The organism is Streptomyces sp. NPDC004647 (assembly GCF_040609575.1).
In the GTDB taxonomy this organism is placed as follows: Bacteria; Actinomycetota; Actinomycetes; order Streptomycetales; family Streptomycetaceae; genus Streptomyces.
Genome location: NZ_JBEXKU010000021.1, coordinates 71,285 through 91,915 on the forward strand (window position 1 = coordinate 71,285; position 20,631 = coordinate 91,915).

The 20,631-nt window shown below is 71.2% G+C and carries 18 protein-coding genes and 1 pseudogene; 7 read left to right on the forward strand and 12 right to left on the reverse strand.

Translation table 11 applies throughout. The features are described 5' to 3' along the window. Positions 1-68 precede the first annotated feature (68 nt). Positions 69-1,424 carry an aspartate aminotransferase family protein gene (locus tag ABZW18_RS12225; protein ID WP_356185775.1) on the reverse strand — a complete coding sequence of 452 codons (1,356 nt, stop codon included), beginning with the start codon at positions 1,422-1,424 and terminating at the stop codon, positions 69-71. Between the two features lie 193 nt (positions 1,425-1,617). On the opposite strand from ABZW18_RS12225, the gene ABZW18_RS12230 reads away from it, so the two are divergent. Together ABZW18_RS12230 and ABZW18_RS12235 are read left to right on the forward strand one after the other, a co-directional pair. Then, positions 1,618-2,253, forward strand: coding sequence for a DJ-1/PfpI family protein (locus tag ABZW18_RS12230; RefSeq protein WP_356185777.1), 636 nt, complete (start codon positions 1,618-1,620; stop codon positions 2,251-2,253). A gap of 56 nt (positions 2,254-2,309) precedes the next feature. Next, positions 2,310-2,750, forward strand: a complete 441-nt coding sequence (locus ABZW18_RS12235) for a MarR family winged helix-turn-helix transcriptional regulator (RefSeq protein WP_356185845.1) — start codon at positions 2,310-2,312, stop codon at positions 2,748-2,750. 89 nt (positions 2,751-2,839) lie between these two features. Here ABZW18_RS12235 and ABZW18_RS12240 read toward each other — a convergent pair whose 3' ends face one another. Together ABZW18_RS12240 and ABZW18_RS12245 are read right to left on the reverse strand one after the other, a co-directional pair. Then, positions 2,840-4,042: an amidohydrolase family protein gene (locus ABZW18_RS12240; RefSeq protein ID WP_356185779.1), complete on the reverse strand. Its 1,203-nt coding sequence runs from the start codon at positions 4,040-4,042 to the stop codon at positions 2,840-2,842. 43 nt (positions 4,043-4,085) lie between these two features. Then, on the reverse strand, positions 4,086-4,919 hold the full coding sequence (locus ABZW18_RS12245; RefSeq protein ID WP_356185780.1) for a PIG-L family deacetylase: 834 nt from the start codon (positions 4,917-4,919) through the stop codon (positions 4,086-4,088). 231 nt (positions 4,920-5,150) lie between these two features. On the opposite strand from ABZW18_RS12245, the gene ABZW18_RS12250 reads away from it, so the two are divergent. From ABZW18_RS12250 to ABZW18_RS12260, 3 genes are read left to right on the forward strand one after another with little or no spacing between them, the layout of a single operon-like run. After that, positions 5,151-5,558 (forward strand): hypothetical protein, encoded by a 408-nt coding sequence (locus tag ABZW18_RS12250; RefSeq protein WP_356185781.1) that lies wholly within the window; start codon positions 5,151-5,153, stop codon positions 5,556-5,558. A 40-nt stretch (positions 5,559-5,598) separates the two neighbouring features. After that, positions 5,599-6,129, forward strand: coding sequence for a hypothetical protein (locus ABZW18_RS12255; protein ID WP_356185783.1), 531 nt, complete (start codon positions 5,599-5,601; stop codon positions 6,127-6,129). Beyond that, positions 6,122-7,327 carry a DUF6545 domain-containing protein gene (locus ABZW18_RS12260; RefSeq protein ID WP_356185786.1) on the forward strand — a complete coding sequence of 402 codons (1,206 nt, stop codon included), beginning with the start codon at positions 6,122-6,124 and terminating at the stop codon, positions 7,325-7,327. Before ABZW18_RS12255 ends, ABZW18_RS12260 begins: the two co-directional genes overlap by 8 nt. A gap of 529 nt (positions 7,328-7,856) precedes the next feature. On the opposite strand, the gene ABZW18_RS12265 is transcribed toward ABZW18_RS12260, so the two are convergent. Further along, positions 7,857-9,140 (reverse strand): adenylosuccinate synthase, encoded by a 1,284-nt coding sequence (locus ABZW18_RS12265; protein ID WP_356185788.1) that lies wholly within the window; start codon positions 9,138-9,140, stop codon positions 7,857-7,859. A 175-nt stretch (positions 9,141-9,315) separates the two neighbouring features. Between ABZW18_RS12265 and ABZW18_RS12270 the strand changes: the two genes are divergently transcribed. Both ABZW18_RS12270 and ABZW18_RS12275 read left to right on the forward strand, forming a co-directional pair. Further along, a complete protein-coding gene (locus ABZW18_RS12270; RefSeq protein WP_356185790.1) occupies positions 9,316-10,308 on the forward strand; it encodes a diacylglycerol kinase in 993 nt (330 codons plus the stop codon). Positions 10,309-10,499: 191 nt separating this feature from the next. After that, a pseudogene (locus ABZW18_RS12275) lies at positions 10,500-10,853 on the forward strand (ABC transporter permease); the annotation flags it as partial. Between the two features lie 337 nt (positions 10,854-11,190). Here ABZW18_RS12275 and ABZW18_RS12280 read toward each other — a convergent pair. The 8 genes from ABZW18_RS12280 to ABZW18_RS12315 form a co-directional block, all read right to left on the reverse strand. Beyond that, positions 11,191-12,405 (reverse strand): cytochrome P450, encoded by a 1,215-nt coding sequence (locus tag ABZW18_RS12280; RefSeq protein ID WP_356185792.1) that lies wholly within the window; start codon positions 12,403-12,405, stop codon positions 11,191-11,193. 9 nt (positions 12,406-12,414) lie between these two features. Then, positions 12,415-13,083: a response regulator transcription factor gene (locus ABZW18_RS12285; RefSeq protein ID WP_356185795.1), complete on the reverse strand. Its 669-nt coding sequence runs from the start codon at positions 13,081-13,083 to the stop codon at positions 12,415-12,417. Then, complete coding sequence (locus ABZW18_RS12290) at positions 13,080-14,480, reverse strand: histidine kinase (protein ID WP_356185797.1); 1,401 nt, start codon at positions 14,478-14,480, stop codon at positions 13,080-13,082. The genes ABZW18_RS12285 and ABZW18_RS12290 overlap by 4 nt, the downstream gene beginning before the upstream one ends. Positions 14,481-14,670: 190 nt before the next feature. After that, complete coding sequence (locus tag ABZW18_RS12295) at positions 14,671-15,555, reverse strand: alpha/beta hydrolase (RefSeq protein ID WP_356185800.1); 885 nt, start codon at positions 15,553-15,555, stop codon at positions 14,671-14,673. A gap of 249 nt (positions 15,556-15,804) precedes the next feature. Next, the gene (locus ABZW18_RS12300) at positions 15,805-17,139 is read right to left on the reverse strand and encodes an aminotransferase class V-fold PLP-dependent enzyme (protein ID WP_356185847.1); all 1,335 of its coding nucleotides are present in this window, start codon (positions 17,137-17,139) and stop codon (positions 15,805-15,807) included. Positions 17,140-17,281: 142 nt separating this feature from the next. Further along, a complete protein-coding gene (locus ABZW18_RS12305; protein WP_356185802.1) occupies positions 17,282-18,142 on the reverse strand; it encodes a tryptophan 2,3-dioxygenase family protein in 861 nt (286 codons plus the stop codon). Between the two features lie 235 nt (positions 18,143-18,377). Continuing rightward, on the reverse strand, positions 18,378-18,791 hold the full coding sequence (locus tag ABZW18_RS12310; RefSeq protein WP_356185805.1) for a DUF3151 domain-containing protein: 414 nt from the start codon (positions 18,789-18,791) through the stop codon (positions 18,378-18,380). A 37-nt stretch (positions 18,792-18,828) separates the two neighbouring features. Continuing rightward, complete coding sequence (locus ABZW18_RS12315) at positions 18,829-20,436, reverse strand: MFS transporter (RefSeq protein WP_356185808.1); 1,608 nt, start codon at positions 20,434-20,436, stop codon at positions 18,829-18,831. Between the last annotated feature and the right edge of the window lie 195 nt (positions 20,437-20,631).

A 20,631-nucleotide genomic window follows, 5' to 3' on the forward strand; every position in this document is an offset into this window, starting at 1 on the left:
TACGCCTACCGGAAGCGCCCCGTCGCCGTAGCTTCCGTGCCGTCCGGAGACTTACCGGATTGTCGCGGTCAGACGGTGTGCGCGTCCGCGACCGACAGGGCCTCGTCGAGAGCCGACAGGCCCTCCTTGGCCTCCGCCTCGGTGATCGTGCACGGCGGCACCACATGCGTACGGTTCATGTTCACGAACGGCCACAGACCGCGCTGCTTGCACGCCGCCGCGAATTCGGCCATCGGGGCGTTGGCCTCGCCGGACGCGTTGTACGGAACCAGCGGCTCGCGGGTCGTACGGTCCCTGACCAGCTCCAGCGCCCAGAAGGCGCCCATGCCGCGGACCTCCCCGACGCTCGGGTGACGTTCGGCGAGGGCGCGCAGACCGGGGCCGAGGACCGTCTCGCCGATCGCGGCGGCGTTCTCGACGATCCGCTCCTCCGCCATGGCGTTGATGGTCGCGACGGCGGAGGCGCAGGCCAGCGGGTGGCCGGAGTAGGTCAGGCCGCCCGGGTACGGCCGCCGGTCGAAGTTCGCGGCGATCTCGGCGGAGATCGCGACGCCGCCCAGCGGGACGTAGCCGGAGTTGACGCCCTTGGCGAAGGTCAGCAGGTCGGGCACCACGTCGAAGTGGTCGGCCGCGAACCAGCGGCCCGAACGGCCGAAGCCCGCCATGACCTCGTCGAGGACGAAGACGATCCCGTGGCGGTCGCAGATCTCGCGGACCCCGGCGAGGTATCCGGGCGGCGGCACGAGGACGCCGGCGGTGCCGACCACCGTCTCGAGAATGATCGCGGCGATGGACTGCGGCCCCTCGAAGACGATGAGCTGCTCGAGGTGGGCCAGCGCGCGTTCGCACTCCTCTGCCTCGGTGGTGGCGTGGAAGTTGGAGCGGTAGAGGAAGGGGCCCCAGAAGTGCACGACACCGGCCGCTCCCGTATCGGAGGGCCAGCGGCGCGGGTCACCGGTCAGATTGATCGCGGCGGCGGTGGCTCCGTGGTACGAGCGGTAGGCCGACAGCACCTTCGGCCGTCCGGTGTGCAGCCGGGCCATCCGGACCGCGTTCTCCACGGCCTCGGCGCCACCGTTGGTGAAGAAGATCTTGTCGAGGTCGCCGGGGGTCCGCTCGGCTATCAGCCGGGCGGCCTCGGACCGTACGTCCACGGCGAAGCCCGGCGCGATGGTGCACAGCTTGGCGGCCTGCTCCTGGATGGCCGCGACGACCTTCGGGTGCTGGTGACCGATGTTGGTGTTCACCAGTTGGGAGGAGAAGTCGAGGTAGCGGTTGCCGTCGTAGTCCCAGAAGTACGAGCCTTCCGCGCCCGCGACGGCCAGGGGGTCGATCAGCCCCTGCGCGGACCAGGAGTGGAAGACGTGCGCGCGGTCGGCGGCCTTGACGGCCTTCCCCGCCCGGGGATCTGCATGAGGGGTCATGCGCCCCAGCGTAGGGATCAGCCGCCATCTGCTGACACCGCCAAGGTGTATGGCTTCGACCACGTCGCCCGGCACCCTGTCGGGTCCGCCGGCTCCGGCCGCGCCGGCTCCGGCCGCACAGACGATTGACAGCATGCTGCCTTTTTGACAGTATGCTGCCTACGGGGACTCGCCCCGGAACCGAGGAGGAGCCATGAACCGCAGGACCGTGCACGTGGCCGTCTACGACACCCTCGCCGACTGGGAGATCGGCCACGCGACCGCGCACCTCCACGACACCACCTACCACCGCGCTCCCCGCGCGGAGATCGACGTCGTGTACGTCTCGGCCACCGGCGACGGGCCCGTGACCACCTCCGGCGGGCTGCGCATCCTGCCCGACCTGGCGCTGGACGCGCTGCGGCCGGAGGACAGCGCGATGCTGATCCTCCCCGGCGCGTGGCTCTGGCTCACCGGCGAGGAGAACGCGCCCTTCGCACGGAAGGCGCGGGAGTTCCTGGACGCCGGGGTACCGGTCGCGGCCATCTGCGGGGCAACGGCGGGTCTGGCGCGGGAGGGTCTTTTCGACGACCGGGACCACACCAGCGCGGCGCCCGAGTACCTGGCAGGACAGCCCGGGTACGGGGGCGCGGACCGCTACCGGACGGATGCTGAGGCGGTGAACGACCGCGGGCTGATCTCGGCGGGCCCGACCCAGCCGGTCGCCTTCGCCCGCGAGATCCTGGCCGAGCTGGATGTGATGGAGCCGAAGGTCCTCGACGCCTGGTACCGGCTGTTCAAGCACTCGGACCCGACCGCCTTTCCAGTCCTGATGGGCGCGAGCGCGTGACCGGGCCCGGCACCACCCAGCAGGAGAGGACGGGGCGGGACGTCACCGGGCGGGGCATGACCGAGCCGGAGATGCTGTCCGGTACGGCGCTGGCGGTGTTCCGGCTGGGCGGCCAGTTCATCTCGGCCGCCGAGCGGCTGGCGAAGCCCGCAGGCCTGACCGCCGCCTGGTGGCAGGTGCTCGGCGCCGTACTCCACGAGCCGCTGCCGGTGTCCGGCATCGCGCGCGCCATGGGCATCACCCGGCAGAGCGTGCAGCGCATCGCGGACCTGCTCGTGGAGAAGGGCCTCGCGGAGTACGTACCGAATCCGGCGCACCGCCGGGCCAAGCTGCTCCGGCCCACCGATCGGGGCCGGGAGGCCGTAGGGCGCATCGGACCGGGCCACGCGGATCTCGCCCAGCGGCTGACGGACCAGCTCGGTCCTGACGAATTCGCCGAGACCGTACGGGTTCTGGAGCGGCTCTCCCGCGCGATGGACGCCATCGAGGAGTCCTGAGCCGGGCCCCGCGCCGAAGGGCTGGGGCCTCGGCCGCCTCCCGTCACCTCTCCCGGAGCACCGGATCACGGGCTCACCGGCTCACCGGCTCACCGGCTCACACGATCTTCCTGACGGTCCGGGACCGCCGGTCGTCCCGCGCGGTAGACGGCGCGGACCTGCCGTACCGCGCCGATGTCGTGCAGGGGGTTGCCGGTTACGGCGAGCAGGTCGGCGTCGTAGCCGGGGGCGATGCGGCCCTTGCGGTGGCGGAGACCGCAGGCTTCGGCGGCGAGCGAGGTGACCGAGGTGAGCGCCTCGGTGTTGGTCGCCACTTGGGCGGCGAAGTAGACGAGGTCGCTGGGGAGTACGTCGTGGGGTTTGTGCGGGTTGATCCCGGCGTCGGTACAGCAGATGACGCGCACGCCGCGGCGCTGCATATGGGCGTGGTTCTCCCAGTAGGGCTCGATGGTCCGCAGGACTTCACCGGGCATGCCGTCGCGCGGCTTGACCACGGTGCAGCCGATGAACGTGCCGGCCGCGGCTATGGCATCGACCGTCCTGGGGTCGAGTCGTACTCCGGTCGGGGTCATGAAGGTGCAGTGCTCGATGCCGTCGACCCCGGCGGTGACGGCGTCGGCGATACCGGCCGCCGCATGCGCGTGCGCGCTGACAGGCAGCCCCAGTTGGTGGGCGGCTTCCGTGACGGCCCGCAGCTCCGCCAGGTCGTACTGCGATCCTCCGGGATCGGAGCCGGTGGTGGACATGCCTCCGGTGGCCATGATCTTGACGAGGTCCGTCCCGTGGCGGGCGCGGGAGGCGACGGCGGCGACCGCCTCGTCCCTTCCGTCGCTCTCTCCGCCGAGATACCAGCAATGTCCGCGGCGGCGGGTAATGGGCGGGCCGGCCGCGACGATCTGCGGCCCCGTCGTCCCGTCGGCGTATTCCTCCCGGAGCCTCAGCGCGAGATATCCGCGGTCACCGAGGTCACGCATGGTGGTGATCCCGGCGCGCAGGGCGCGGGCGGCGTGACGGCGCATCCGTGCCAGGACGGTGGCGTCGTCGTCATGGAGCATCTGCTGCTCGGCGGCGCCGTCCGGATCGAAGACCAGGTGGCTGTGCGCGTCCACCAGTCCCGGCAGGAGGGTGGCATCCCCCAGGTCCGTCAGAGCCACACCCTCCGGCGGGTCGGCGCCGGTGAAATCGACGGCGGTGATCCGCCCGTCGTCGACCAGGACCATGACCGGGCCCGTATGCGCGCTGTTCCCGTCGAATAAACGCGTCGCGCGGATGGCCAGACGGGAATCGTCCACGACCGTCACTCCAGGTCCTGTCAGGGGATGGTTCGCCGCCACTCTAGACGGCGCGGATTCCGGCGAAAAGGTCGCGTTCAGCGGCGGGGGCGGCCGTCGCGCCGTGGGTGCGGATATAGGTCTCCTTCCCGAGTTCTGCCGGAAGTTCGGCTGCGTAGAGCTTCTCGATCCACGTTCCTCCGACCTGGCCGGCGTGGGAGAGGACAGCGGCCTGTTTGCGCGCCAGCACTTCGCTGACGTCGATGGTCGTGGTGATGCGTCCTTCGATGTGCGCGAGTTCGGCCGAGAGTTCGGGGTCCGGAAAGGGATCGGGGAGACCTGCACGCAGCACCGCGTTGCGGATGTGCCGCCAGTACGTGGTCCCCATGGCGACGTTGTAGCGACGCACGGGAATACCTGCGATGTCGATGGCACGGTGGGTGACTCGGGCTGTGTGCAGTTGGTCGGGGTGCCGGTAGGGGGCGTCGGGATCGTAGGTCACCATGACCTGTGGCCGAAAGTGGTCGATGAGCTCGGCGAGGCGGCTCGCGGCGGTGTCGGTGGGGATGTTGCAGAACACATCGGGCTCATGACGCAGCTCCCATTCAGGCATGCCCGAATCGTGATAGCCGAGGAGTTCGAGGTCATTCACACCCAGATGCCCGCAGGCGGTTTTCAGTTCCGCGACGCGAGTGACGGCCACCGCAGCCGGGTCGTGGCCGGCCTCGCCGGGTTCCACACCACCGGCTCCCTTGCCGAACTCCCCATTGGTGCAGGTGACAAGGACCGTGCGGACGCCCTGACGGGCGTAGTGGGCGAGAACTCCTCCGGTGTTGGTGGATTCCGGGCCAGGATGGGCATGCACAGCCATGAGTACCAGGTCCTGCGGGGTTGTCATCACCCTGGGATCCTTCGTTCGAGGCGTGTCTACGGCGTCACCGAGTCTACGGTCCCGTCAGGTGAACGGCGGGGCGCCCACTGCGGGTTCAGGAGGTCCGGCTATCCCGCACAGACGCTGTCCGGCGAGGCTTCCGGCACCCGCATCCGCGGGTTTCCGGCCATTTCTCAGGTATCCACCGGCCTGTACACTCGAGTGGACAAGCAGGGGCTTGAGGGGAGGTCACCGAGTATGAACACCACCGCGTCGGGCGATACTTCCGGGGTCTGGCTTGCCAGCACGGTGTGGAATCTTCTGGAAGAGAAATACGGTCAGGGGAACGTACCTTCCGTCAGAAAACTCACCCAGCACATTCGCGAAGCCAATAGCGGTGCCACGATCTCGCACGGCCACGTCCACAACATTCTGAGCGGCGACGCGACCAATATCACGGACAGAACAAGAGAGATGCTCGCGAGATTCTTCGGGCTGCCTCCCTCGCGCTTCGTTCCCGCCAACGACACTGCCTCCGCCGGGGGCGGGCAGCAACTGGAAGAATCACTGGCTTTTCGTTTTTCGTCCTTGCAGCCAGAGGAACTTGCGGCGATCGAAAAAGCCCTCCGGATGGTCAAGGAGCAAGAGAAGGGCGGCGGAGGATAGGTGCCGGCGAAGACGTGTCGCACATTCCGATCGGGGAGAGATGAGCCGACGGTGTCCGCAGACACAAGGAAAGGGGAAGATCGTCACTCATAAGCATGTGCGGGCCATTACGGAGAAGCTCATCGCGCGGCTCCCCGAACTTCCCCAGCCATGGGATGTCGAAACGCTGTGCCGCGCGTTGGAACGCACCCGGGGCCGCCCGCTGACGTTGCACCCCGTGGACCTGCCGGCCCTGCCCTTCGGGATGTGGTACGCCGACGGGGCGGGTGACCACATCTTCTACCGCTCGTCGGCGGCCGGGTACTACCGGGACCACATCATTCTGCACGAGATCTGCCATATGCTCGCCGGTCATGGAATAGCACCTCAAGACCTGGCACAGGACCCGAGTCCGGCGAATCCTGCCGTCGGTGGACACAGGGCGAAGAGCAAGGCGTGCAACAACTCCGAGGAAGCACTCGCGGAGACGTTCGCTTCCATGGTGTTGAAGCTCGCAGGCCAGATGAAGCCCAAGGGAGTCAGCGCGGTGGAGCGTCGGGCAGAGGAACTGTTGGGAGCCGCTGGTGCATGACGTTCCGCACTGGGTCGAGACCCTGCGCGGGGTCATTCTCCTCGTCGTGTGGGCCGTACTGGTCCTGCGCGTCCCGGCCCTCTGGCGTCCGCGCCAACGACCGGTCTGGATCGTGCTGTTGGCCCTGGTGACGGGTTCGGTGATGATTCAAGCCCCGGTGGCGGAGTGGATCGATGGCGTGACCGGGGTCGCCAAGGCGAGCGAACTCGCCGTTGCCCTGGTGGCGCTGACCGATTTCGCAGCCGTCTGGTGGTTCGCGGTGGTGCTGCACATGGCAGGCCACTCCGCCCCCGCGTGGCTGCGCCGTGCACCGGTGGTGTGTGCGGCGGCCATGGCCGTTCTCGCCGTTGCCTTCTTCATCGTCACTCCCGCCCCTGACCGCTTCGGGGAGCAGGCCCACGGATGGTGGCTCGGCTACGCGGCCGTCTGGATCCTCTACGGCGCGATCACGGCGGTGGGAGCGGCCGCCATCCTCTGGCGGCACGGCATCACCATGCGGAGCCCTGTCCTGCGCATCAGCGTGCTGGCGCTCGCCATCGGCACCAGCGCGGAACTGCCGTACCTGGCGGTCCGCGCCGTACGGTGGTTCACCCCCGAGGCTCCGCCGGCGCTCGCTCTGGTGGGCTTCTGGTGCTCCTTCGCGCGCTTCGTGCTCGTCGCCCTCGGGTGCTCGCTGGCCGCGGTCGAACCGCTGAGAAGAGCGTTCCTGTACTGGTACCGCAGACAGCGCCTCCGCGGTCTGTGGCTGCTGCTTCGTCAAGCGACGCCCGAACTCGTGGTGACGCCGCCGCGGTCGCGCGTATCGGACCTGCTGACGTTCGAGAACGCCTGGGAGCAGCTCCACCAGAGGGTGATCGACATACGCGACAGCATCGCCCTTCTGCACGACGGCTGGGCATCGCCCCAGCTCTCGCGGCAGGCCTCGGAGTACGCGGCCGAGGCCGGACCCCGTGGACGGGAGCGCCTCGTCGCGACAGCCTGCTGGATCGAGGCCACGCGACGGGACGCGGCGGCGGGCGCACCGAAGCTCCACCACGAACTCGACAAGGACCTCCTCCCTGAAGTGCATGCCAGCGAATCGACGGTGCACCGGGAGACGCGTCACCTCCTACGGCTCCACCGGGTGCTCCGGTCCCGCACCGTGGACGCGTTCGCCGAGGGGGTCCGGCAGGGGACATCGGCGGACACCACTCCGTAAGCCGCATCCCGGGCCTCGCCACGTGGGGACTCCGCCGTTCCCGCTCAGCGAGGCTCCCGCCGGGTCCGCGAGCGCAGCGCTGTCCATTGACTGTCCAATGGACTTGACGGCAGAGGGGTCACTCCCTAGCGTTGACGCTGCGGGCGCGACCTTGAACCCCAAGGGAAAAGTGTGGAGTTCGGCATCTCGCAAGAGGTGCAATGGGCCATATCTCCATGACTCCTTCACCCCATGAGTGGTCGCTGAGGCCCCGACCAGGGCTGTTGGTTCCCCGAGCACACGGGGGTTGCTCGGGGGCCCACCGCCCCCCGCGGAGCCGGTCGTCCAATGGACCGGTGCACCCCGCCGATCAGAGCCGTCGCAGGCAGGGAGTCCCCGCTCAACCGCTCACCCCGGTTATCCGTATCGCCCGTCGGCGAGGTCATCTCCTGCGCGGCGTCGGCCGGGCCCGCCGGGACGGAACCCCATCACGCACCAGGGCCGGGGGCGGTGATCCGCCCCCGGCCCTCGCGACTGACAACTCCCGACCCTAGAGGAAGGAGTTGATCTCGATCGTCTCGGTACGGCCCGGGCCGACCCCGATCGCGGAGACCGGGGCGCCGGACATCTCCTCGAGCGCCCTGACGTACGCCTGGGCGTTCTTCGGCAGGTCGGCGAAGGTCTTGGCCTTCGAGATGTCCTCGGACCAGCCCGGCAGCATCTCGTAGATCGGCTTCGCGTGGTGGAAGTCGGTCTGGCTGTACGGCAGTTCCTCGACCCGCTCACCGTCGATCTCGTACGCCACGCAGACCGGGATCTGCTCCCAGCCGGTCAGCACGTCGAGCTTGGTCAGGAAGAAGTCCGTCAGGCCGTTGACGCGGGTCGCGTAGCGTGCGATAACCGCATCGAACCAGCCGCAGCGGCGGTCACGGCCGGTGGTCACACCGCGCTCGCCACCGATGCGGCGCAGCGCCTCACCGTCGTCGTCGAACAGCTCGGTCGGGAAGGGGCCGGCGCCGACGCGCGTCGTGTACGCCTTCAGAATCCCGATCACCCGAGTGATCTTCGTCGGACCCACGCCGGCGCCGGTGCAGGCGCCGCCCGCGGTCGGGTTCGACGAAGTGACGAAGGGGTACGTGCCGTGGTCGACATCGAGCAGGGTGCCCTGGCCGCCTTCGAAGAGGACGACCTTGCCCTCGTCGATGGCGTTGTTCAGGATCAGCGTGGTGTCGGCGACATAGCCCTGGATCCGGTCCGCGTAGCCGAGGAGTTCCTCGACGACCTGGTCGGCGGCAATGGCACGGCGGTTGTAGAGCTTGGCCAGGATCTGGTTCTTGAAGTCGAGGGCCGCCTCGACCTTTTGCTGGAGGATCGACTCATCGAAGAGGTCCTGGACCCGGATGCCGACACGGTTGATCTTGTCGGCGTACGCCGGGCCGATGCCGCGCCCGGTCGTACCGATCTTCCGCTTACCGAGGAACCGTTCCGTCACCTTGTCGACGGTCGTGTGGTACGGCGTGATCAGATGAGCGTTGCCGCTGATCAGCAGCTTGGAGGTATCGACCCCACGCTCGTTCAGCCCGCTCAGCTCGGAGAGCAGGACCGCCGGGTCGACGACAACGCCGTTGCCGATCACCGGGGTGCATCCCGGGGAGAGAATCCCGGAGGGGAGGAGATGCAGCGCGTATTTCTGATCGCCGACGACGACCGTGTGGCCGGCGTTGTTGCCGCCCTGGTAGCGCACCACATAGTCCACGGAGCCACCGAGCAGATCGGTGGCCTTCCCCTTGCCCTCATCACCCCACTGAGCGCCGAGCAGCACAAGTGCGGGCACAGGCGTACACCCCTTCCGGGCGGGGCATGTCCAACGTGCACGGCGGCGATCGCACGGCGTTTTTCAGCGCGCGCCGTCACCAGAGCCGTCGAACCGGTGCCCCGGATAGACGAAGCCCCTGGCGCAACAGCGACAGGGGCTCTTGCACCGAGAGATTACCTGAGGAAGGACCGAGGTGTCGGCACAGCGTCATGGGCACCCTCCCCCAGACTCCGTCCGGGGGCACCCCCTGCTCATCGTCATCGATCCGGTCGCCCGTCGCATCGACGGCGAAGCCGTACGGATCGCGAAAGATGTTCTGTGCGCGGGCGCGACCGCGAAAATCTGCCTGCCGGACGGGCCGGAGGAAGTCGCGCGGGCGCTGTCCCGGCGGGGCAGCCGCCGGCCGGTGCTGGTGGGCGACGACTCGGCGCTGCTGCGGGCCGTCTCGATGCTGCACCGGGAGCGGACGCTGACCGACGCGGCGCTGGCGATGGTCCCGGTGGGTGCGTCGTCTGCGGCGGTCGCGCTCGCCCGGACGCTGGGGGTGCCGACCGGGCCGGTGGCGGCGGCGCGGGCCGTACTCGACGGGGTGGACCGGCGGCTGGATCTGCTGCTGGACGACAGTGACGGAGTGGTGCTCGGCGGGCTGCGCATCCCGGCGCTCGCGCCCGGCGCAGGCAAGGACGGGCACCGGCCGTGGTGGGCACCGGGACTGCGGACGTGCCGCTCGCTCGTACGGAGCCTGGCGGGGCCGGGCCACGCGGAGCGCGCCGGTGCAAGCTCTCCCGCCGACCCGGCCGACCCGGGCTCCTCGCCCTTCGCCGACGAGACTGTGCCCGTCGAAGGGCCGCAGGCTCCGCTCGGCGGGCGTCTCTCCCGTGACCGCGGCCCCCACCGGCTCCGGGTGGAAGCCGATGGAGTGCTGCTCGTCGATCTGGACCAGCCGGTCGAGCGGGTGTCGGTGACGACCTCGGGACCGGATGCGGAGGACGACGGGTACGCCCGGGTCGTCGTGGAGCCGAGCGCGGACGGCGCCGGGAGCGTGCCGCTGACCGCGCGGGCGCGGACGATCACCGTGTCGGGCGCGGATTTCCGCTACCGCGCCGACGCGCTGGTGGGCGGCCCCGTCCGGACCCGTACCTGGACCGTCCACCCGGGCGCCTGGCGGCTGACCCTCCCCCGATGACCCCCGGCGACCGCCCCGGCGGACCCACGCGGGGTGCGGGAAGCCGGGGCGCGGCGCGGGGAGAGCCTGGACGCGGTGCGGGGAGAGCCGGGACGCGGCGCCGCGGTCGGACCGGGAGACCGGCAGTGCGCTCGCGCTGGGCCTCGCCATCGGCTGCACGGGCATCCGTTCGCGGGCGTCGCGGCGGCGCCGCACAGCCCACCGAGAGCGCACGGCTCGCCAGGGGGCCGGCGGGCGCGGCGCTCGGCCTGGCCTTCGTACTGCGCGCCGCCGGGGACGCGTCCACCGACGACGGCTCCTCGCCGCTGGTGTGGCTCTCCCCGCTCGGCTGGGCCCAGAACGTCCGCCCGTTCGCCGGTCACCCCTGGTGGGCCCTGCTGCTGATCGCCGCCCTCACGGCGGTGGCGGTCTGTACGGCGTACGCCCTCGCGGGCCGCCGCGACCTGGGCGCGAGCTTCCTGACGTCCCGGCCGGGACCCGCGGCCGGCCGGCTCGGCAGCGCGTACGGTCTCGCCTGGCGGCTCCAGCGCGGCACGCTCTTCGGTGCCGTGCCGGCGGCGCCCGCGGCCTGGGGCGTGGTCGGCGCGAGCCTGGGGCGTGGTCGGCGCGAGCCTGGGGATCGGCTGGGTCGGCCCGCGCTCCAGCTCCCGCAGTGGGCCAGGAATCTCTCGCCCTTCGGTCATCTGCCGAAACTCCCGGGCGGGGAGTTCGGCGCGACTCCGTTCCTCTGGCTGCTCCTGCTGACGCCGTGGCCACCACGGCCGGTCCGGCCGCCTTCCGCCGCCGTGACATCGGCTGAGACGCGTCCGGTACACGTGCGGCGCCCGGCTCCTGGCGAGCCGGGCACCACACCGGCCTCTCCCTGCGCGGCTCGCCTGCGAGTCAGAACTCGACGAGGAGTTCCTCCGGACCGCGGATCACATAGCCCGGCTTCCACCTCGGCTCCGCCACGAGCCGCAGGCCCGGCGCGCGTTCCAGCAACGCTCCGAAGGAGGCCGCGAGTTCGATACGGGCCAGCGGCGCGCCCAGGCAGAAGTGGATGCCCCCGCCGAACGTGAGATGCGGATTGTCGGTGCGGGCGAGGTCCAGACGGTCGGGGTCGGCGAAGCGGGCCGGGTCACGGTTCGCGGAGCCGAAGAGCAGCGCGACCTCCGCACCGCGCGGCACGGCCACCCCGCCCACCTCGATGTCGTCCAGCACCCACCGCTCGAACATCTGGAGCGGGGTGTCGTACCGCATCAGCTCCTCGACAGCGGTCGGCAGCAGCGCGGGGTCGGCGCGCAGAGCGGCCAGTCGGCCGGGGTGGCGGAAGAGCGCCAGCCAGCCGTTGGCGGTGGTGTTGACCGTCGCCTCGTGGCCCGCGTTCAGCAGCAGCACACAGGTGGAGACCATCTCCTGCTCGCTGAGCCGGTCACCCGACTCGTGGGCGGCGATCAGCGCGCTGATCAGGTCCTCCCCGGGCGACTTCCGGCGGACGGCGATCAACTCGCGGAGGTAGGCGGAGAATTCGAGCGAGGCCCGTACGGCCTTCCGCGCTGTCTCCTCCGCAGGGTTCAGCTCGAACATCCCGATGATGTCCGCCGACCACGGCCGGAGCAGCCCCCGGTCCTCGCGCGGTACGCCGAGCATCTCGGCGATCACCGCCACCGGGAGCGGCTCCGCCAGACGCTCGACGAGGTCTCCGCCGCCCTCCGCGCGCATCTCGTCGACCAGTTGCCGGGCCAGCAGTTCCACGCTCGGGACCAGCCGTTGGACCCTGCGCGGTGTGAAGGCCTTGGAGATCAGACGCCGGATACGGGTGTGGTCCGGGGGCTCCAGGTCCAGCAGGCCGTGTCCGACGAGGACATGGAACGGCTCGTGCTCGGGCGGCGGCACGGGCTGCCCGAACTCCTCGTGCGTGAAGCGGTGCAGATACGTCCGCCCCAGCCTGCGGTCCCGCAGCAGCGCGCTGACATCGGCGTACCGCGGGATCAGCCACTGGCCGGTGGGCTCGAAGAAGTGCGCGCGGCCGCTCTCCCGCAGCGCCGCGTAGGCGGGGTACGGATCCGCGACGAAGGCGGGGGACCACGGGTCGAAGGCGGGCTCTGCTGCACTCATGGCCAGACGCTACCCGCCAGGGGTCACCAGTCCGATCTCGTAGGCGAAAACGGCCGCCTGGGTGCGGTCGCGCAGCCCCAGCTTCACCAGGATCCGGCTCACATGGGTCTTGACCGTCGCTTCGGTGACCATGAGCCGGGTGGCGATCTCCCCGTTCGACAGGCCCTGGGCGATGAGCGCCAGCACCTCCGTCTCGCGCTCCGTCAGCACCTCGATCCGGTCCATACGGGGTGCGCGCGGGGCTCCGAGGCGGGTGAACTCGGCCAGCAGCCGCTTGGTGACGGTCGGGGCGAGCAGCGCTTCGCCCGCGGCCACGACCCGTACGGCGTCGGCGAGCTGGCGCGCCGAGGCGTCCTTGAGGAGGAAGCCGGACGCGCCCGCGCGCAGGGCCTCGAAGACGTACTCGTCCAGGTCGAAGGTGGTGAGGATCAGGACCCTCGCACCGTCGTCGTCGGGCCGCTCCTGGACGATCCTGCGGGTGGCCTCCAGACCGTTCATACCGGGCATCCGGATGTCCATCAGGACCACGTCGGGACGGAGCGAGGCGACCTGGCCGACCGCCTCGCGGCCGTCCGCCGCCTCGCCCACCACCTCGATGTCGGACTGGGCGCCCAGCAGGACGGAGAAGCCCTCGCGGACCATCAGCTGGTCGTCGGCGATGAGCACCCGGATCGTCATACGAGGTCCCCCTCGGCGCCCCGCCGGCCGGCCGGCTGGCCCGCCGACTGATCCGCAGCCGGGTGGGCTGCCCGGTCGGCTGTCCGGTCCACTGCCGGGTTCGCGCGCTGGTCCGTCAGTTGCTCGGCCGGAAGAAACGCCGCGACCTCGAAGCCGCCGTCGGGCGTGGGCTCGGCGGTCACTTCGCCGCCGAGCATCGAGGCGCGCTCCCGCATGCCCATGACGCCGTGGCCCATCCCGGGGGACGGCTGGACCTTCCCGGTCGGCGGGGTGTTGACGATCCGCAGACCGACCCCGGTGAGGACGTAGGCGACCTCGACGCGGACCTGCGAACCGGGCGCGTGGCGCAGGGCGTTGCTCAACGCCTCCTGGATGATCCGGAAGGCCGACAGCTCCACCCCCTGGGGCAGTGGCCGCTGGGCGCCGGTCCTGGCGATCTCGACGGAAAGGCCCACGGCCCGTACACCGTCGACGAGTTCGTCCAGCCGGGAGAGGTCGGGCTGCGGGGCGTCGGGCATACCGGTGTCGTCCGGGCTCTCGAAGCGCAGCACGCCCAGTACGCGACGCAGTTCGGCCAGCGCCTCGACCGCGCTCTGCCGGATGGTGGAGAAGCTCTTGGTCAGCTCCTCGGGCGGGTCGGAGACCCGGTACGGCGCGGCCTCGGCCTGGATGGCGATCACGGACATGTGGTGGGCGACGACATCGTGCAGTTCGCGGGCGATACGGGCGCGCTCCTCGAGGAGGGTGTGCTGGCCGCGGACGTCGGCGACCAGCGTCTCCTGCTCGGCGACCTCGCCACGGGCCACCGACCAGCCCCGTGCGGCGACGGCGATGGCGAGAGTGAACGCGGCGAAGACGGCCATCGGGACCCCGCTGCCGTCGAAGGCGTCAGGAGACAAGCTGTGCAGGCCACCCAGGACGACCACCGAGATCAGCCACATCTCGAAGGCCACGAGGGGCCTGGACCGCAGCACCACCAGCACCATCACCCCGAGGTGGGCGAGGACTCCCGGCCCCGGCCACGTCCAGGAGAGGGAGATGAGAGCGGTGATGGCCAGGGACAGCCACCAGGCGCCCACGGGGCGGAGGAGAGCCACGAGGAGCGGGGCCGTCTGAACCAGCGCCATGCCCAACGTGACGAGGCCACTGGACGACCAGCTCTGATACGTCGAGGCGTCGAGCAGGGCCACGAAGAGGGCGAAGGCCACGACCGTGGCGTGCGGCAGCCAGCGCACACCGATCCGGTCGAGCCTGGGGTGGCGGGCGACGCGTTCGGGGCGCAGCGGCAGCAGCGGGCGGAAGGCCCAGGCGGGCCGGAACAGGTCCTCGCGCAGGGTCTGCCAGACCGCGCGGGCTATGCGGGACTCGGTCCACGCGGATGTCGTCGTCTCGTTCACGCTGAGCACGCTACGCAGTTCGGGGCCCCACGTCGTCACCGGTGCAGCTGACGTCCTCGCGTCCGTCTCAAGGATGACGGGGGTGCCTGCAAGGGCGGTGCCACGCAGACGGTTTCACGTACGGGGCTACAGGCGGGGGCTACGGGCGGGCGGGCTTCAGCACAGCCGGGGCGGTGCTTCGAGCGGGGTATCACGGTGTGGCTCGACGAGTGAGCCGTCCGATCTCCTCCGCGACGGTACGGGCGGCGGGGGCGACCGGGTCGATGAGCGGGAAGTGCCCGACCCCGTCGAGCAGGACCAGCCTGGTCTGCCCACCCTGCCCACCCTGCTCCCCCTGCGCACCGGTCTTCCCGGCGGCCTCGGCGAAGGCGAGCGCGACCTCCGGCGGAACGTCGGCGTCGGTGGCGCCCTGCACGATGGTGGTGGCGATGCCGGTGGGGAGCAGGGCGGCGGGGTCGGCGTACGGCCGGCGCGCCGCGTAGTGCCGCGGTCCGCCGAGGAACTGCACGACGGCGTCGGAGCACACGCGCAGCCGCCGGGCGGCGGCGAAGTCCGCGATGGGGGCGAGGGCGACGACACCGAGGACGGGTGGAGGCGACGCTCGGTACCAGGGGGAGTCGGCGGGCAGCCGGTGCCGGGCGGCGGCCCACAGGGCGAGCTGGCCGCCTGCGGAGTGTCCGGTGATCACAACGCGCGCGGGATCGACGCGCCCGCACGGCCCGGAGCCGACGAGCTCCGGAATACGGTCGAGCGCCAGCGCGACATCGTCGAGCGTCTCGGGCCAGCGGCCCGCCCGGGGTACGGACCCGGACGGCTCCGGACGGCTGCGCGCCTGGCCACGGCGGTATTCCACGGAGGCGACGGCGAAGCCGTACCCGGCAAGGTGTGCCGCGAACGGCGAGACGTGCCCGCGGTCGTACGGCGCGCGCCAGGCCCCGCCGTGCAGCAGAACCACGAGCGGCGCCGGCCCTTCGCCGCCGCGTGGTGCGTAGAGGTCGACGACCTGGTCCGGATGCTCGCCGTACGCGACGACGGCGTCGCACGGTACGGGCGCGTGCCCGAGCGCGGACGCCATCTCGGCGTCCCCGGCAGCGATCACACCGGCCTCGGACGGAACCGCGGATCCACGCGAACCGGCCCCGGACGAAACAGCAGACCCACCCGAACCAGCGCCGAACGAAACAGCAGACCCACCCGAACCAGCCCCAGACGAAACAGCAGACCCACCCGAACCAGCCTCCGGCTCCTCCTTCCGGCCGGACGCTCCCGGCCGGAAGGAGGAGCCGATGCCGTACGCCCGGTCCGGCTCCGGAGTCCGCACCCGTCAGGCACCTCTCTCGGCGGAGCCGAGGATCGCTCCCAGCACGCGGGCAGCGCGCTCCGCGTCGGCGAACGACGTGTAGAGCGGGGTGAATCCGAAGCGGAGGACGTCCGGGCGACGGAAGTCGCCGACGACGCCGCGGGCCGTCAGCTCGCGCATCACCTCGTCCGCGCCGGAACATCGGAGGGCGACCTGGCTGCCGCGCTCCGCGTGCGCGGCGGGCGTGATGGACTCGACCCGCCCGGACGGCGCGTAGCGCGCCACGCAGTCCAGGAAGAAGTCCGTCAGCGCGAGGCTCTTCTCCCGTACCGCCTCGATCGAGACCCCCTCCCAGACCTCCAGCGCCGCCTCGAGGGCGAGCATGGAGAGGATGTCCGGCGTGCCGACCCTGCCCCGGACGGAGCCGTCGGCCGGGGCGTACGAGGGCGCCATGCCGAACGGGTCGGCGTGCGAATTCCAGCCGGGGAGCGGGGAGTCGAAGCGCGGCTGGTGGTCGCGGCGCACGTACAGATAGGCCGGGGCGCCCGGCCCTCCGTTGAGGTACTTGTACGTGCAGCCGACCGCGAAGTCGACCTCATGGGCGTCGAGCCCGACCGGCAGCGCGCCCGCGCTGTGGCAGAGGTCCCACACCACCAGAGCGCCCGCCGTGTGGGCCGCGGCCGTCGTGACGGGCAAGTCGTGGAGCCGCCCGGTGCGGTAGTCGACATGGTTGACCAGCACGACGGCCGTGCGCGGGCCGATCTCGGCGGGCATGTCCCCGGGCGCGACCGCCCGGATGCGGCAGCCGGTGAGCCGGGCGGCGGACTCGGCGATGTACCCGTCGGTGGGGAAAGTCGAGGCGTCGACCAGCACTTCGTCCCGCACGCCGTTCCGTACGCCGTCCTGTGGGTCGTCCCCGTCACCACGGTCACCACGGTCGCTGCGGTCGCTGCGCCGAGGAGGAGCCATGCGCCCGCTCCCCGCGGCCGCATTCGCCTCCGTCGCTTCCGCACTCGCTTCCGCTTCCGCTTCCGCACCGCCCCGCGCCTGAGCGATCCGCACCGCCGCGACGACCGCCTTGAAGACATTGACGCTCGTGGAGTCCCCCACGACGACCTGCCCCGGCCCCGCCCCGATGAGCGGCGCGATCCGGTCACCGATCCGCTCGGGCGCCGTCCACCAGCCGCTCTCCTCCCAGGACCGGATGCGCAGCTCGCCCCACTCGCGCTCGATGACCTCGGCCATCCGGCCGGGGACGCTGCGCGGCAGCGCACCGAGCGAGTTGCCGTCGAGGTAGGTCACGCTGTCGTCGACCGCGAAGCGGTCACGGATTCCGGCAAGCGGGTCCTCGGCGTCCATCCGGCCCGCCCGGACAGCGAGAGCCCCCGCCGCGGCGGCTCCGTCACCGCGCCTCTCCTCCGCGGCGGCTCCGTTTCCGAGTCCGTTTCCGGCTTCGTTTCCGCCGTCGGAGCCGAGTCGGCCGTCGGCGCCGGTGCGCACCTCAGACATGGCTGCGCGCCGTCCACAGCTCGGGGAAGACGTTCTTCTGCGCCCGCTTCTCCAGCCAGGCCACACCCGCCGAGCCGGCCGTACCCGTCTTGGCGCCCATCGCCCGCCGGGTCGCGACGAGATGGTCGTTGCGCCAGCGCCACACCAGCTCGGCGACCTCGGTCAGCGCCTCGCCCAGCCGGACCAGTTCGCTGTCCTGCGGGCCGGAGTAGATCTCCTGCCAGGCCCTCTCGACGGCCGGGGCGGGCTCGTACCGCTCGGCCGGGTCGCGGTCCAGCACCTCGGCCGGGATGGCATGCCCCCGGCGGGCGAGCAGCCGCACCACCTCGTCGTACAGGCTGGGTTCCGTGAGCGCCTTCTCCAGCTCCGAGTGCACCCGTGGCGCGCCCCGGTGCGGTACGAGCATCGAGGCGGACTTCTCGCCGAGCAGGAACTCCATCCGCCGGTACATCGCGGACTGGAACCCCGACCCCTCACCGAGCGCGCTCCGGTAGGAGTTGAACTGCCCCGGGGTGAGATGCGCGAGCGGCTTCCAGGAGGCGTTGAGCGACTCCAGCTCGTAGGTGGAGCGCTGGAGAGCGGCCATCGCGACGGGAAGGTCGTCCTGGCGCAGGCCCTCGGCGGCGGTCTGCCACTCGTGCACGATCACGGTGAACCACAACTCCATGACCTGGGTGGTGACCAGGAAGACCATCTCTCCGGGGTCGTCGGAGAGCGGGTGCTGGAGGTGGGTGAGGACGTCCGCCTGGACGTAGTCCTCGTACGGCGTCGTGCCCCCGTCGCCGATGTTGAAATTCGGGGCGAGCTCCGGGGTCCCCGGTCCGGATACGGACGCGTCGGGCTGTTGCGACATCACTGTCTCCTCGGTACTACGTGCTACCGGGTAGCGGTCCGCCCCTTCCTCTCGGCATCGGAGCCCCGGTCCCCTCGTGGGGCCCATCCTCTCCCGCGATCGGGATAGTGGGCCCTCAGCGCATCATCCGTGCTGCGCGCGCCGTACTGCAAGGGCCCGCCCGGGCGACAAGCCGCGGGCGGGCCCGGCGGGCCGGCGGCGGTGAACCGGCCGGCCCGGGTGCGTTCCGTACTGATCAGGTGAGGGTGTCCGCGGCCGTCGGGGACGACTCGCGCAGGAAGGTCGAGCAGCGCTCGTACTCCTCCTGCTCGCCGATGGCCTGCGCCGCACGCGCCAGGGCGTGCAGTGCGCGCAGGAAGCCGCGGTTCGGCTCGTGCTCGAACGGCACCGGTCCGTGCCCCTTCCAGCCGGCGCGGCGCAACGCGTCGAGCCCGCGGTGATAGCCGGTACGGGCGTACGCGTACGACTCGACGACCCGCCCACCCTCGAAGGCATCATCGGCGAGCTGCGCCCAGGCCAGGGAGGAGGACGGGTACTTGGCGGCGACCTCGGCCGGAGGCGCGCCTGCGGCGAGCAACTCCAGCGGTTCCGGATCGTCGGGCAGATGGGTCGGGGGCGGTCCCCCGAAAAGGTTCTCGTGAATGGCCATGGGTTCCAGTCTGCCTGCACCGGACCGGATGGGTCGATCAGGATGCCTTCGAAGCGGGCGTGCCGGGGTCGAGCGGGGGTGAATTGACCGCGCAGTACATATGGCACTCCGCACGGCAAGGTCCGGGGGCCTCGGCCTCCGCCTCTCTCTCCTCTTCCCCCTCGGCCGGCCGCGGGGGGGCCAGCACGTTGGACCGTACGGTCGACAAGGCGATGAGCGCGCCCAGCACCAGCACGCCCGCGCACATCGGCATGGCCCGGCGGAAGCTCTCCGCGAACTCCCCCGCCTGCCGGTAGGCCTCCGGCCCCAGCCCGGCGAGCAGCGGGAGCGCGGCCACCGCGAGCAGTCCGGCCGCACGCGCCACCGCGTTGTTGACCCCGCTGGCCAGGCCCGCGCGCCCCACCTCGACCGACGCGAGCACGGTCGCCGTGAGCGGAGCGACCAGCAGCACCATGCCCGCACCCATGACAAGCAGCGCTGGGAGCACATCCGCCCAGTACGACGCCCCTGGCCCCACCCGCGTCATCAGCAACATCGCTGTCGCGCAGAACAGCGGCCCCACGGTGAGCGGGATGCGCGGCCCGATGCGCTGTCCCAGCTCACCGGAGCGCGCGGACAGCAGCAGCATCATCAGGGTGGTGGGCAGCAAAGCGGTCCCGGCGGCGAGCGCCGAGTAGCCGAGGACGACCTGGAGCTGCAGCACGGTCAGGAAGAAGAAACCGCTGAATGCCGCGTACACGCACAGGGTCACGGCGTTGACGGCGGTGAACTGGCGGGAGGCGAAGATCCGCGGTGGCAGCATCGGGTTGTCGCGCCGCCGCTCCAGGTGGACGAAAGCGACCCCGAGCAGCACGCCGCCGAGGCCCGCGATCACCACGGCCGGGGATGCGCCCTGTTCGGGTGCACCGATGAGTGCGTACGTCACCGCGCCGAGCGACAGCGCGCCCAGTGCCGCGCCCGCGACATCGAAGCGCCCGTGCGCGCCGGGGTCCCGGGTCTCCGGTACGTGCCGCAGGGCCACCGGCACGCACAGGGCCGCCAGCGGCACGTTGATCAGGAATACCCAGCGCCAGCCCGGCCCGTCGACCAGCCAGCCGCCGAGAAACGGTCCGACGGCCGCGGCGACCCCGCCCAGCCCGGACCAGGCACCCACGGCCCGCGCCCGTTCGTCCGGATGGAAACTGGCCTGGATGAGCGCGAGTGAGCCGGGTGTGAGAAGCGCCCCGCCGATGCCCTGCAGGGCCCGCGCCACGATCAGCACCCCCGCGTTGGGTGCGAGTCCGCAGGCCGCCGACGCCACCGCGAACCACACGATGCCGATCAGGAAGACCCGCCTCCGCCCGAACCGGTCCCCGAGCGCCCCTCCCATCAGGATGAGCGAGGCGAGCGTCAGCATGTAGGCGTTGATGGTCCACTGCAGAACGGCCAGGTCCGCGTTGAGATCGGCGCCGATACGGGGCAGGGCGACATTGACGACGGTTCCGTCGAGCAGAGCCATCCCCGACCCGAGCACGGTGGTCAGCAGAATCCACCGCCCGGTGGCCTCCGACACCCGGATCGTGCCCGCGGCCCGCCCGTCCGTCGGCGGTGGCGTCCCGGCCGCGGGGGCCTGCCCTGCGGCAGGCCTGCGCGAGGAATCGCTCATACCCGAAAATCATCCTCGCGTCGGCCGGCCGCGGCCAGTCCGGCGACGACGTCGGACGCAGCGGGCCGGCGACCGCCAAGAACAGCGACCGGGCCCGGCACCTCGGGTGAGGTGCCGGGCCCGGTGCGGTCCTGGTGCGGTCCCGCCGCGGTACCGGTGCGGTCCGTACGGCCGGACCTCGAGGCCCGGAGGGTA

Coding starts and splice junctions, on each gene's coding strand:
- ABZW18_RS12245 (WP_356185780.1), bottom strand. CDS start 4,919: ATGACAACCCCGCAGGACCTGGTACTCATGGCTGTGCATGCCCATCCT.
- ABZW18_RS12305 (WP_356185802.1), bottom strand. CDS start 18,142: ATGTCGCAACAGCCCGACGCGTCCGTATCCGGACCGGGGACCCCGGAG.
- ABZW18_RS12300 (WP_356185847.1), bottom strand. CDS start 17,139: ATGGACGCCGAGGACCCGCTTGCCGGAATCCGTGACCGCTTCGCGGTC.
- ABZW18_RS12250 (WP_356185781.1), top strand. CDS start 5,151: ATGAACACCACCGCGTCGGGCGATACTTCCGGGGTCTGGCTTGCCAGC.
- ABZW18_RS12280 (WP_356185792.1), bottom strand. CDS start 12,405: ATGAGTGCAGCAGAGCCCGCCTTCGACCCGTGGTCCCCCGCCTTCGTC.
- ABZW18_RS12230 (WP_356185777.1), top strand. CDS start 1,618: ATGAACCGCAGGACCGTGCACGTGGCCGTCTACGACACCCTCGCCGAC.
- ABZW18_RS12225 (WP_356185775.1), bottom strand. CDS start 1,424: ATGACCCCTCATGCAGATCCCCGGGCGGGGAAGGCCGTCAAGGCCGCC.
- ABZW18_RS12255 (WP_356185783.1), top strand. CDS start 5,599: ATGAGCCGACGGTGTCCGCAGACACAAGGAAAGGGGAAGATCGTCACT.
- ABZW18_RS12235 (WP_356185845.1), top strand. CDS start 2,310: ATGACCGAGCCGGAGATGCTGTCCGGTACGGCGCTGGCGGTGTTCCGG.
- ABZW18_RS12295 (WP_356185800.1), bottom strand. CDS start 15,555: ATGGCGTCCGCGCTCGGGCACGCGCCCGTACCGTGCGACGCCGTCGTC.
- ABZW18_RS12315 (WP_356185808.1), bottom strand. CDS start 20,436: ATGAGCGATTCCTCGCGCAGGCCTGCCGCAGGGCAGGCCCCCGCGGCC.
- ABZW18_RS12310 (WP_356185805.1), bottom strand. CDS start 18,791: ATGGCCATTCACGAGAACCTTTTCGGGGGACCGCCCCCGACCCATCTG.
- ABZW18_RS12285 (WP_356185795.1), bottom strand. CDS start 13,083: ATGACGATCCGGGTGCTCATCGCCGACGACCAGCTGATGGTCCGCGAG.